The following is a 12,305-nucleotide window of genomic DNA, read 5'->3' as shown; positions in this document are numbered from 1 at the left end:
CGCGAACCTCCCATGAGCCAGATCGACCTCTTCACGCCCGTCCGCGTCGGCGCCTTCGAGCTGCCGAACCGCATCGCCATGGCGCCGATGACCCGCAGCCGCGCCGGCGAGGGCAACGCCCCCACCCCGCTGATGGCCGAGTACTACGCGCAGCGCGCCTCGGCCGGCCTGATCATCTCCGAGGCCACGCAGGTGAACGACACCGCGCAGGGCTACCCCAGCACGCCGGGCGTCCACACCAACACCCAGGCCGCCGGCTGGCGCCGGGTGACCGAGGCGGTGCACGCCAAGGGCGGGCGGATCTTCGTGCAGCTCTGGCACGTCGGCCGCATCTCGCACCCGATCTTCCAGCCGAACGGCGCGCCGCCCGTAGCCCCCTCCGCCATCGCCGCCGCGGGCGAGCTGTACACCGGCGAGGGCATGAAGCCGTTCCCGGTGCCGCGCGCGCTGGAGACGGCCGAGATCCCCGGCCTCGTCCGCGACTTCGCCGAGGCGGCCAAGCGGGCGGTCTACGACGCCGGCTTCGACGGCGTGGAGATCCACGGCGCCAACGGCTACCTGATCGACCAGTTCCTGCGCGACGGCACGAACAAGCGCACCGACGCCTACGGCGGCTCCATCGAGAACCGCGCCCGCTTCCTGCTGGAGATCGTCGAGGCCACCGTCGCCGCCATCGGCGCCGACCGCGTCGGCGTCCGCCTGTCGCCGAACGGCACCTTCAACGACATGCGCGACAGCGACCCGGTCGCCCTGTTCACCCACGTCGCCAAGGCGCTGAGCACCTTCAACCTCGCCTACCTGCACGTGATCGAGGGCATCGATGGCCCGATGACGCTGCCGGCCGGCGCCCCGGCGGTCGCGTCCCAATTGCGCGCCGCCTTCAAGGGCACCTTCATCATCAACGGCGGCTATTACACCCGCGCGGCCGCCGACGCCGTGCTGGCCAAGGGCGAGGCCGATCTGGTGAGCATCGGCATCCCCTTCATCGCCAACCCCGACCTGCCCGCCCGCCTGAAGCTCGGCGCTCCGCTGGCCGAGGGCGACAAGGCGAGCTTCTACGGCGGCACGGAGAAGGGCTACACCGACTATCCGGCGCTGGAGACGGTGGACGCCTGACGAGACTTGTCCCTCCCCCGCCTCCGGCGGGGGAGGTTAGGTGGGGGCAGCGGCTTTTGGGAAAGGCCGTAGCCCCCACCCTCCCCAGGCTTCGCCTGGGTCCCCTCCCTCCCCCGCCGGAGGCGAGGGAGGGCTAAGAAACGAAAAGGCCGCGCCCGGAGGCGCGGCCTTTCGCGTGTCGTCCGAGAACCGGCGGTTAGCGCGAGTAGAACTCGACCACCAGGTTCGGCTCCATCTGCACCGGGTACGGCACGTCGGCCAGCTGCGGGGCGCGCAGGAAGCTGCCCTTCAGCGCGCCGGTGTCGACGGTGAGGTACTCGGGGATGTCGCGCTCGCCCGAGGCGACGGCCTCGAGGACCAGCGCGAGCTGCTTGGACTTGTTCTTCACCTCGATCACGTCACCGTCCTTGACGCGGTAGGACGGGATGTTGACGCGCTTGCCGTTCACCAGGATGTGGCCGTGGTTGATGAACTGGCGGGCAGCGAACGGGGTGGGGACGAACTTCATGCGGTAGACGACGGCGTCCAGGCGGCGCTCCAGCAGACCGATCAGGTTCTCGCCGGTGTCGCCCTTGCGGCGCACGGCCTCCTGGTAGATCTTGCGGAACTGCTTCTCGCCGATGTTGCCGTAGTAGCCCTTCAGCTTCTGCTTGGCCATCAGCTGCAGGCCGTAATCCGACGGCTTCTTGCGGCGCTGGCCGTGCTGGCCCGGGCCGTACTCGCGGCGGTTCAGCGGGCTCTTGGAACGTCCCCAGAGGTTGACGCCGAGACGGCGGTCGATCTTGTACTTGGACTCTTGACGCTTGCTCATACTCGTCCTCGGTTTTCGCGAGTTGGTTTTGTCCCGGTAGTTCCACCGGCGTTTCCGCCGGGGACGGGGCGCAGACAAGCAGGCACGCCCGCCTTCCCGGGAAGTGAAGGCGCGCACTATACGGATCGCGCGCCGAATGTCAAACGCGACGTGCCCGCCCGGCACGTGCGGGATTTTCCGCTTGGCCAAACACCATTTCAGAGACATGGTTGGCAGAGCCACAGCCTCAGGTCATTTTACGACGGCGATGTTATCGCAACCCTCTCGTCCGCGGGTGAGAAGCCATGGACCAGCTCAAGCTTCTCGACACGGCCATCGGCCTGATGTTCGCTTACCTGGTGCTGAGCATCATATGCACGGCGATCATCGAGACCGTCGCCTCCTTCCTGCGCCTCCGTGCCATCAACCTCGCGGAGGGACTGGTCTGGCTGCTCGACAACACGCCGCCGCGGCATGACGCCGCCCCTTGGCCGGCCACGGCTTGGGACCGGGTCAAGCGGGTGGTCGGACAGACCCTCCTGTCCCCGGTCAACGTGTTGATCATGCCCCTCCTGGCGCTGCGCTTCGACGGGAGGCGCACCCTTTCGACCGACGCGCGCAACCTTCCGCCGACCCCGGAGAACGTGCCTCTCGACCAATCGCTGTCGCATCAGCTGTTCAAGCATCCTCTGATCTACCGGCTCGCGCCGGGCGACAAGGTGCCGGGCTACATCGACCCGAAGCTGTTCGTGACCGCGCTGGTGGACGTTCTGCGGTCCGGCGCCATGCCGTCCGAACCACCTAAGCAGATCGCGGCCCAGAAGCCGGGCGACCCGCCGCCGAAGCCGGCGGACACGCCGGCGCTTCAGGTGGGCCAAGCCTTCACCGACGTGAAGGCGGCGGTGGAACGACTGCCGGAATGGCATCCGCTGCGCACGGCGCTGTTGCCGGTCGTGGCGCGCGCTGAATTGGAGGCGGTGGATGCCCTTGGCAAGGCGGAGGCATCCGTCAAAGCCATTCAGGCTTGGTTCGACCAGTCCATGGACCGCGTCTCCGGCTGGTACAAGGAGCGCATCCAGCGGGTGACCCTGCTGGTCGCCATGCTGGTGACGGTGGCGCTCAACGTGGACACGGTCGCCATCAGCAAGGAGCTGTGGAGCAACGACACGTTGCGCGCAACCTTCGTGCAAGCCGCGGTCGAGGCGACCAAGAAGCAGGACTTCCTCAAGAGCGCCTGCGCGGACAAGTCCGACGAGTCGCCCGCCAAGAACCTCGAATGCTGGGTCACCGATATCCGCAAGGCGAATGCCAAGCTGGGCGGGCTGCCCATCGGCTGGGCGCGGCCGGTCGATGAGAAGACCGGTGAGCCGCTGCCCCTGACACTCGAATCGTTCATCCCGACGTGGGACGGACTGGTGCGTTTTCCTAGCGTCCTCATCAACGTTCTGGCCACTCACCTGCTCGGCTGGCTGCTGACCGGTTTCGCCCTGTCGCTGGGGGCACCGTTCTGGTTCGACCTGCTGTCGCAGTTCGTCCGCCTGAGGGGTACCGGCCCGAAGCCGGACGACAAACGGGCGGAACGCGGCGCCCCCGCCCCGGTGGCGCCCGGTCGGTCAATCTGAAGCGCGGCGCTCAGAAGCACTCCTCCTCCAGCTTCTTCAGCGCGGCCAGGGCCACCTCGTCGTCATGCTCCTCGAACAGCTCGACCATGTAGTAGACGTGGGAGTGCATGAGCAGCAGCGCATCAGCCACCGGCACCCGGTCGCTCTCGGCCTTGGCGAGGCGCTGCTTGAAGCGTTCCCAGAACGGGTTGGTCGTGGCCGGGTCGTCAATGTAGCGGCGCAGGTGGCCGAGCACCGCGGCCATGTTGCCGTCGAAGTCGATGCCGGCGAAGCTGGTGTAGCGGGCGAGCTGGGTCATCGTCTCACCTGAAAGGACTGCGTTGACCCGGGCAGCCTCGCACCGGCGGCACCGGCGCTCAACCGGCGGCGCCCGAACCGCGCCGGCGGCGCACGAACGGCATCATCGGCGCATGAACGGCATCACACCGCAAGAAGGCGGCGCACCAGTTCCACCTTGTCGCGGCCGACCGGGATGCGCGCGCCCTGCCCGGCGGACAGCGCCAGCGTCCAGCGGCCGTCCACCCGCTCGGCGGCGCGGACGTGGCGCAGGTTCACCAGATGGCGGCGGTGGACGCGCACGAAGGTCAGGGGATCGACGCGCTTCTCCAGTTCCGCCAGCGCCAGCGGGCAGAGGTGCGTGCCGGCACGGGTCAGCGCCTCGGCGTAGTGGCCCTGGGCGGTCAGGCAGACGATGTCGGCGATCTCCACCAGCTCGGTGGCGCCGCCGCGCAGCACCGGCAGCTTCAGCAGGTGCGGACGCTCCGCCGGTTCGGCGTCGCCCATGGGCAGTTCGCCCAGCGCGTGGAACATCATGCAGAAACCCTGGTCGCCCAGCGTCGTCACCTTGGCGACGAGGCTGCCCATGGGCGTGGTCACCACCATGCCGGCGGTGCCGTCGGTGGCGTTCTCGGCGGCGTCGATCAACCAGCGCACCTTGGCGCGCGAGGCCGGCGGGTGGAACGCCAAGATGTCCGCGCCGATCGGATCGGTGCCCTTCAGCCGCAGCAGCCGGCCCGCCACCGCGTTCACCGCCGTGATGCGCCGCGCGAGGTCCAGCATTACCACGCCCACCGGCGTGCGCTGCAGCCGGTACTCGAAACTGCCGGAGGAGGACGGGGCGGGGGTGCGGGTGGGCGGCATGGCGCCGGCCAGCGTCGGACAGGCCGGCGCGGCGCGCAAGCGGTTTGTCGCTACGTCCCGCCCTTCCGCCGCCCGGTCAGGCTGGCGAGAATGCCGTGGAAGGTGCGGACCTCCTGCTCGGTCATCTGCATGCGCTCGAAGGCGTTGCGCAGGTTGCGCACCATGGAGGGGCGCTTCTCCGGCGTGGTGAAGAAGCCGGTCCGCTCCAGCTCGCCCTCGATGTGCTCGAAGAAGTTCAGCAGCTCCGCCTTGGTGGCCGGGCGCGACTGGCCGGTGTGCAGGACGCGCTCGGGCGGGACCTCGCCGGTCTGGAACCACTCGTAGCCGATGAGCAGCACCGCCTGCGCCAGGTTCAGCGAGGCGAAGGAGGGGTTGAGCGGCACGGTGATCAGCTTGTCGGCCAGCGTCAGGTCGTCGTTGACCAGCCCGGTGCGCTCCGGCCCGAACAGCACGCCGACCGTGTGGCCGGCGGTGTACCGGGCGCGCAGTTCCTCGGCCGCCACCCGCGGCGTGACGAACTCCTGGACCATGCCGCGGGTGCGCACGGTGGTGGCGTAGACCACCTGCAGGTCGGCCACCGCCTCGGCGGTCGTCTCGTAGAGCTTCGCGTTGTCGAGCACGAGGTCGGCGCCCGACGCGTTGGCCTGCGCCTTCTCGTTCGGCCAGCCGTCGCGTGGGCGCACGAGGCGCAGCTCGGTCAGGCCGCAGTTCAGCATGGCGCGCGCGCAGGCGCCGATGTTCTCGCCCATCTGCGGCTGGACGAGGATGACGGTGGGGCCGCCCGTGATGGTCGGCCGGTTGGGGTCCTTGCCGGAGGTCATGTCAGTCTCTCGAAGCGTCGGCCCGGGTCACCCGCGTGCCGTCACGCCGTCCTTGAACAGGGTGTAGGTGTAGCTGTCCACCAGGGCCTCCATCGAGGCCTCGATGATGTTGGTGGAGACGCCCAGCGTCGACCACTCGGTACCCGAGACGTTCTGGCTGCGGATCAGCACGCGCGGCATGGCGCCCGACGCCGCGCTGGCGGCGAGGATGCGCACGCGGTAGTCCACCAGCTTGACGCCCTTCAGCTCCGGATAGCTGCCCTCCAGCGCCTTGCGCATGGCGTGGTCGAGCGCGTTGACCGGGCCGTTGCCGTCGGCGACGTGCAGCTGGATCTCGCCGCCGACGCGCACGCGCACCACCGCCTCCGACTCCACCACCAGCGCGCCCTTGGCGTTGTAGCGGCGCTCGTCCGTGACGTGGAAGCGCAGCAGCTCGAAGTAGTTGGGCAGCTGCTTCAGCTCGCCGCGCACCAGCAGCTCGAAGCTGGCCTCGGCGGTGTCGTAGGCGTAGCCCTCGGTGTCGCGCTGCTTCACCAGATCCAGCAGCCTGGGCAGGCGCGCGTCCTTGGCGTCGATGTCGATGCCGGCCTCGCGCAGGCGCGCCAGGATGTTGGAGCGGCCGGCCTGGTCGGACACCACGATCTGCCGACGGTTGCCCACCGTCTCCGGCGGCACGTGCTCATAGCAGGCCGGGTCCTTCTCGATGGCGGAGACGTGCAGCCCGCCCTTGTGCGCGAAGGCGGCGGCGCCGACGTAGGGCGCGTGCCGGTTGGGGGCGCGGTTCAGCCGCTCGTCCAGGTTCCGGCTGACCTCGGTCAGCAGGGGCAGGTCGTCGCGGCTGATCCCGGTCTCGAAGCCCATCTTCAGCATCAGCGTCGGGATCAGCGAGACGAGGTTGGCGTTGCCGCAGCGCTCGCCCAGGCCGTTGATGGTGCCCTGGATCATCCGTACGCCGGCCCGCGCCGCGGCCAGCGAGTTGGCGACGGCGTTCTCGGTGTCGTTGTGGCAGTGGATGCCCAGGCGCTCGCCGGGGATGCCGTGCTCGGTCACCACGGCGCGGACGATCGCCTCGATCTCGTCGGGCAGCGTGCCGCCGTTGGTGTCGCACAGCACGATCCAGCGCGCGCCGGCCTCGTAGGCGGCGCGGATGCACCGGACCGCGTAATCCGGGTTGCGCTTGTAGCCGTCGAAGAAGTGCTCGGCGTCGAACAGCGCCTCGCCCTTGGCGGCCTTCGCCGCGGCGACGCTGTCGGCGATCAGCTCCAGGTTCTCCTCGCGCGGGATGCCCAGCGCCACGTCGACCTGGAAGTCCCACGACTTGCCGACCATGCACACGGCCTTGCAGCGCGCGTTGAACAGCGCCGACAGGCCGGGGTCGTTGGCGGCGCTGCGGCCGGGGCGGCGGGTCATGCCGAAGGCGGTGAAGGTGGTGCGCGTCAGCTCCGGCACTTGGGCGAAGAACTGGTCGTCGGTCGGGTTGGCGCCGGGCCAGCCGCCCTCGACGTAGTCGATGCCCAGGCGGTCGAGGTCCTTGGCGATGGCGATCTTGTCGGCGACCGAAAAGTCCACGTCCTGGGTCTGCGCGCCGTCGCGCAGCGTGGTGTCGTACAGGTAGATGCGTTCGCCGGTCATCGCCAAATCCCCGCCAAAAAGGGCGAGAAGAATGGCGGATGGGCCGGATTATCTCAACCGATTCCTGCCATGCGCGCAGGACGGAGGGCTTATAGAAACCTCCGCCCCCCCAGCCCATGTTAGAGGCAGGACGGGCAAGACGCCTGAACACGCGGGGGAGCCGGCGCCCTGATCATCATCATCGACGACGAAACCACGGTCCTGAGCGCGTTGAACGTCCTGCTCGATGCGTGGGGCTACCGCGTGCTCGCCGCCGAGAGCGAGCGCGAGGCGGTGGACAAGCTCTCCGCCGCCGGGGAGCCGCCGCAGGCCATCGTCGCCGACTACCGCCTGCGCGAGGGGAAGACCGGCGTCGAGGCGATCCGCCGCATCCGCGCCATAACCGGCATCGAGATCCCCAGCATCATCATCACCGGCGACACCAGCACCGACGGCCTGCGCGAGGCGCGGGCCTGCGGCGTCACGGTGCTGCAGAAGCCGGTGCCGCCTCCGCACCTGCAGGCCGTCCTCGCCCGCGCGATCCAGCCGGGGGCGTGATGGTGGCGCCTCTGCCGGATCCGCCGTACGGCGACCACCGACCGCCGTCCTGGGAGGCGGCGCTGGCGCTGATACTCGGCCTGTCGCTGGCCGCGCTGGCGGCGTGGCTGCTGTACCAGCAGGCCGATCGGCAGGCCGACGCGCGCTTCCGCGCCCAGGCGCACGACCTCGCCGCCGCCATCGTCGAGCGCATGGAAAACTACGAGCAGATCCTGCGCGGCGGCGTGGCGCTGATGGATGCCGGCGGCGCGCTGGTCACCCGCGCCACGTGGCGCACCTACGTGGCGTCGCTGAACGTGGAGGAGCGCTATCCCGGCATCCAGGGCATCGGCTTCGCCGAGCGCGTGGCGCCTGCCGAGATCGCCGCGCACGAGATCACCGTGCGCGGCGAGGGCTTCCCCGACTACCGGGTGCAGCCGGACACGCCACGCGACGCCTACTTCCCCGTCGTCTACCTGGAGCCGTTCAGCGGCCGCAACCTGCGCGCCTTCGGCTACGACATGTTCTCCGAGCCGGTGCGCCGCGCCGCCATGGAGCGGGCGCGCGACACCGGCCGGACCGCCGCCAGCGGCAGGGTCCGGCTGGTGCAGGAGACCGGCGTGGACGAGCAGGCCGGCTTCCTGATCTACCTGCCGGTCTACGACCGCGCCCTGCCGCTGGAGAGTGTCGGGGACCGGCGGCGCGCCATCCGCGGCTTCGTCTACAGCCCGTTCCGCATGAGCGACCTGATGGACCCGCTGATGACCGGGCAATGGCAGGACTACCTGGACGTCCACATCCACGACGGCGCCACGGCGGATTCGGCAACATTGCTGTACGACGCGCCGGCGGAGGAGGCGGGCACGCGCCAGCTGGTCACCGCGGTGGACGTCTTCGGCCGCTCCTGGACGGTAGACGTCCGCGCCACCCCCGGCTTCGAGGCGTCGGTGGACCAGCGCGCGCCGGTGACGGTCCTGGTGGCCGGGTTTCTCATCAGCGTGCTGCTGGTGGCGGTGACGCGCTCGCTGCTGGCCGAGCGCGACCGCACCGCCGAACTGCGCCGCATCTACGACGAGGCGGCCCGCGCCCGCGCCGAGGCGGAATACGCCAACGCCGCCAAGTCCCGCTTCCTGGCCGCGGCCAGCCACGACCTGCGCCAGCCCATGCAGACGCTGGGCATCTACCTGCACCTGATCTCGGAGCACGCCGCCGCCGCGTCGATGCGCCGGCTGGTGGACGGCGCGCGCGCCGGCTTCGAGGCGGCGCAACGCATGCTGACGGCGCTCATGGACACTGCGGCGCTGGAGACCGGCGCAGCGAAGCCGGCCCTGCGCCCGATCGACCTCGACGCCTTCCTCGACCGCATCGCGCGCGAGCTGCACGTCGAGGCCGAGGCGAAGGGGCTGGAACTGCGCGTGCACCTCGACCGTCTCAGCATCGACAGCGACCCGGCGATGCTGGAGCGCATCGTGCGCAACCTGCTGCACAACGCGCTGAAGTACACGGCGTCGGGCTGCATCCTGCTGGCCTGCCGGCCGCGGCAGGGCGGGGCGGTCATCAAGGTGCAGGACACCGGCCCCGGCATCCCGCCGGAACGCCTGCACCTGATCTTCGAGGACTTCTACCAGGTCGACAATCCCGAGCGGGACCGCAACAAGGGCCTGGGCCTGGGCCTGGCGACGGTGGCGCGGCTGACGCGCCTGCTCGGCTACCGGATCGGGGTGCGCTCGCGCCCGGGCCGCGGCGCGGTCTTCACCGTGGAGATCCCGGCCGCGGCCCGGACGGGGGCCGAGGCGATGCCGGAGCGGCGCATCGCCTGATCCATCAGCGTGGCCGGTCAGCGGCGGGGACGGCGGCGGTCGTCGTCGGTGCGGATGCGGATCGGCTTCAGCTCGCGCGGTTCCCCGGCCAGTAGGACTCGGTGGATCAGCCAGCCGGCGAGCACGGTGGCCGGGCCCATCGCGCCGAACACCAGCGCCTCGGCGACGGTGCGCGCATCGGCCTGGAAATCCTCGGTCCACCAGTACAGGAACCCGACCACACCACACAGGTACCAGGCGGCGCCCGCCAACAGCAGATCCCACATGCGTCGACACTCCACTGGTTCGTCGTCACTCCGCGGCGCGGACCGTGCACGAGCCGTGCCGCGCTGCAACAGCGGCACCACCTCGGGACCGGCGGCTCCGCCGCGGTACCTCTCCCTCACCAACACGCGGGATCCGCATTGGATCCCTTGCCCGAATCCGAAGCTCCCTGCCCAGGATCCGTGCAGACCGGAGCGGCCCCCCTGGAATCCACATAAGCATCGTCCACCGCGCAGCAAGTCGGCGGCGCGACCGAGGTGCCCCCGGCCGTCCGCCAGCCCCTCCGGCGAAGGGCGTAGCTCAGCCGGCCAGCAGCGCCCGCTCCGCCTCGAACGCCGCGGTGACGTGGTCGAGCAGGGCGCGCACGCGCGGCACGTCGCGCAGGTCGCGGTGCACCACCAGCCACGCCTCGCGCTCCGGCGGCGGGGCCGGCGGGTCGAGCGGCCGCAGCTCCGGCTCCGCCGCCGCCAGCCAGCGCGGCAGCAGCGCCCGCCCGAACCCGGCCCGCGCCGCGGCAAGCTGCGCCGACAGGCTGTTGGCCCGGAACGCCACCCGGCAGCCGGCGGCGTGGCGGGCCAGCCAGCGCATCTCCGGCAGGTGCGCCAGGGAATCGTCGTAGCCGATCACCGCGTCGGCCGCGCCCTCGGCGGCATACAGCCCGTAGCCGATGATGGCGAGACGGCGGGCGACCAGTTCCCCGGCGTCCGGCCGCGCCAGCCGGATCGCCACGTCGGCCTCGCGCCGCGCCAGGCTGAGCGAGCGCGGGTCGGTCATCACCTCCAGGTCGATGCCGGGATGGCGGCGGCGGAAGGCGGCGAGGCGAGGCACCAGGAAGCGTTCGCCCAGCATCTCGGTGGCGGTCAGCCGCACCGTGCCGGCCAGCCCGCCGCCGCGCCCGGCCCGGCGCAGGATCGCCTGCGCCCGTTCGTCCATCCCGGCGGCGAGGTCGAGCACCGCCTGCCCCTCGGCGGTCAGCGCGTAGCCGTCGGCGCGACGGTCGAACAGCACCGCGCCCACCGCCGCCTCCAGGTCCGCCACCCGCCGCCCGACCGTGGCGTGGCTGACCCGCAGGCTCCGCGCCGCCGCCGACAGGCTGCCGGCCCGCGCCAGCGCCACGAAGACGCGCAGATCCTCCCAGTCCAGCGGAGATGTTCGTTTTTGAACAGGCATGGCGCCATTTTAGCGGATAGCGGGACGGGATTGAACAGGCGACGATGCGCGCATCGACGATCCCGTTCCGGAGGACACCATGACCGAACCCCGCACCCTGCTCGCCCTGGCCGGCGCGCCGCTGCACCCCAGCCCGCTCGACCGCGCGGCGCTGGTGGTGATCGACCACCAGAAGGAATACACCGAGGGCCGGCTGCCGCTGGACGGCATCGACGCCGCCGCGGCCGAGGTCGGCGCGCTGCTGGCGCTGGCGCGGCGCGAAGGCGTGCCGGTGTTCCACATCGTCCAGCACGGCAAGCCCGGCGGCCTGTTCGACCCGGAGGGGCCGCTGAGCGCCGTCATCCCCGGCCTGGAGCCGCTGGACGGCGAGGCCACGGTGGTCAAGCGCCTGCCCAACGCCTTCGCCGGCACCGACCTGCACGAGCAGTTGACGGCGACCGGGCGCAGCGAGCTGATCGTCGCCGGGTTCATGACGCACATGTGCGTCTCGTCCTCGGTGCGGGCGGCGTTCGACCTCGGCTGGCGCGTCACCCTGGTGGCCGGCGCCACCGCGACGCGCGCCCTGCCCGACCCGCTGGGCGGGGTGATCCCGGCCGCGGCGGTGCACCGCGCCAACCTCGCCGCGCTGGCGGACCGGTTCGCGGTGGTGGTGGCGGACCATCGGGCGTGGTGAGCCGCTTGCCCCCACCCCTGTCCCCTCCCCCTGCGAAGCGGGGGGAGGTTGGGAGGGGGGCAATACACCTCGGATGCCCCGTCCCATTCCCGCCCCAACTTCCGCGCATTTATGCTTTCTTCACCATAAAACGCCTGGGAGTACAACGCGCTCCGGTATCGACCCGGACCGGAGCGTCCCATGCCCCTCCCTGCCCCGCGCGCCACGCTGCCGCTGCTCGCCTCCGTCGTGGCGATGGTGCTGTGCACCGGCTTCACCGCGACGCTGCTGCCGCTCGCCGCCGGTAACACCACGGCGGCGGCGGCCATCGCCTCGGCACACTTCATCGGGGCGCTGGCCGGGGCATCGGCGGCCGGGCGGGTGATCGCCCGCCTGGGCGTTCCACGCGCCGCGCTGCTGTTCGCCCTGACCATCGCGCTCGGCACCGCGGGGCTGGCGGCGAGCGACGGCGTACCGGCCTGGATGGCGCTGCGCTTCGCCGCGGGCGTCGCCGTGTCCGGCTATTTCGTGCTGGTGGAGAGCCGGCTCAACGACCTCGCCGACGCCGCGACGCGCGGGCGGCTGATGGCCGCCTACCTCGTCGCCTACTACGCGGCGCAGGCGGTGGGCACGTCCCTGGCCGGGTTCGCCGGGCCGGGCGGCGTGGCGTGGCTGGCCGCCGCCGTGCCCCTGCCGCTGCTGGCCGCGCTGCCGGTGCTCGGCGCGGCGGCGCTGCCGGCGCGCGGCGGCGCCCGCACGCCC

Annotated in this window: 12 protein-coding genes and 1 pseudogene; 6 read left to right on the top strand and 7 right to left on the bottom strand. The window is 71.2% G+C overall.

Annotated features, from left to right (window positions below):
* Positions 1–12: 12 nt before the first annotated feature.
* Complete coding sequence (locus tag TSO221_RS10280; RefSeq protein WP_109118399.1) at positions 13–1,116, top strand: alkene reductase; 1,104 nt, start codon at positions 13–15, stop codon at positions 1,114–1,116.
* Between the two features lie 196 nt (positions 1,117–1,312).
* Here TSO221_RS10280 and rpsD read toward each other — a convergent pair whose 3' ends face one another.
* Positions 1,313–1,927 carry a 30S ribosomal protein S4 gene (gene rpsD / locus TSO221_RS10275; protein ID WP_109118398.1) on the bottom strand — a complete coding sequence of 205 codons (615 nt, stop codon included), beginning with the start codon at positions 1,925–1,927 and terminating at the stop codon, positions 1,313–1,315.
* A 284-nt stretch (positions 1,928–2,211) separates the two neighbouring features.
* On the opposite strand from rpsD, the gene TSO221_RS10270 reads away from it, so the two are divergent.
* Entirely contained in the window at positions 2,212–3,528 is a 1,317-nt protein-coding gene (locus TSO221_RS10270; RefSeq protein ID WP_109118397.1) for a hypothetical protein, read from the top strand.
* Between the two features lie 10 nt (positions 3,529–3,538).
* On the opposite strand, the gene cowN is transcribed toward TSO221_RS10270, so the two are convergent.
* From cowN to cimA, 4 genes are all read right to left on the bottom strand, one after another.
* Entirely contained in the window at positions 3,539–3,826 is a 288-nt protein-coding gene (cowN, locus tag TSO221_RS10265) for a N(2)-fixation sustaining protein CowN (protein ID WP_109118396.1), read from the bottom strand.
* Positions 3,827–3,948: 122 nt separating this feature from the next.
* Positions 3,949–4,707 (bottom strand): PAS domain-containing transcriptional regulator, encoded by a 759-nt coding sequence (locus TSO221_RS10260; protein ID WP_247877998.1) that lies wholly within the window; start codon positions 4,705–4,707, stop codon positions 3,949–3,951.
* 11 nt (positions 4,708–4,718) lie between these two features.
* Entirely contained in the window at positions 4,719–5,489 is a 771-nt protein-coding gene (locus TSO221_RS10255) for an RNA methyltransferase (RefSeq protein WP_109118395.1), read from the bottom strand.
* 27 nt (positions 5,490–5,516) lie between these two features.
* Positions 5,517–7,121, bottom strand: coding sequence for a citramalate synthase (gene cimA / locus TSO221_RS10250; protein ID WP_109118394.1), 1,605 nt, complete (start codon positions 7,119–7,121; stop codon positions 5,517–5,519).
* A gap of 168 nt (positions 7,122–7,289) precedes the next feature.
* Between cimA and TSO221_RS10245 the strand changes: the two genes are divergently transcribed.
* Entirely contained in the window at positions 7,290–7,658 is a 369-nt protein-coding gene (locus tag TSO221_RS10245; RefSeq protein ID WP_109118393.1) for a response regulator, read from the top strand.
* A complete protein-coding gene (locus tag TSO221_RS10240) occupies positions 7,658–9,457 on the top strand; it encodes a CHASE domain-containing protein (protein WP_109118392.1) in 1,800 nt (599 codons plus the stop codon). The genes TSO221_RS10245 and TSO221_RS10240 overlap by 1 nt, the downstream gene beginning before the upstream one ends.
* A gap of 17 nt (positions 9,458–9,474) precedes the next feature.
* On the opposite strand, the gene TSO221_RS10235 is transcribed toward TSO221_RS10240, so the two are convergent.
* Together TSO221_RS10235 and TSO221_RS10230 are read right to left on the bottom strand one after the other, a co-directional pair.
* Positions 9,475–9,723 (bottom strand): hypothetical protein, encoded by a 249-nt coding sequence (locus TSO221_RS10235; RefSeq protein WP_109118391.1) that lies wholly within the window; start codon positions 9,721–9,723, stop codon positions 9,475–9,477.
* Between the two features lie 298 nt (positions 9,724–10,021).
* The gene (locus tag TSO221_RS10230) at positions 10,022–10,891 is read right to left on the bottom strand and encodes a LysR family transcriptional regulator (RefSeq protein WP_109118390.1); all 870 of its coding nucleotides are present in this window, start codon (positions 10,889–10,891) and stop codon (positions 10,022–10,024) included.
* Positions 10,892–10,970: 79 nt separating this feature from the next.
* On the opposite strand from TSO221_RS10230, the gene TSO221_RS10225 reads away from it, so the two are divergent.
* Positions 10,971–11,564 (top strand): cysteine hydrolase family protein, encoded by a 594-nt coding sequence (locus tag TSO221_RS10225; RefSeq protein ID WP_109118389.1) that lies wholly within the window; start codon positions 10,971–10,973, stop codon positions 11,562–11,564.
* 180 nt (positions 11,565–11,744) lie between these two features.
* A pseudogene (locus TSO221_RS10220) lies at positions 11,745–12,305 on the top strand (hypothetical protein); the annotation flags it as partial.

This window comes from Azospirillum sp. TSO22-1 (genome assembly GCF_003116015.1).
Taxonomy (GTDB): domain Bacteria; phylum Pseudomonadota; class Alphaproteobacteria; order Azospirillales; family Azospirillaceae; genus Azospirillum.
This window is presented reverse-complemented; position numbering and strand designations above follow the sequence as displayed.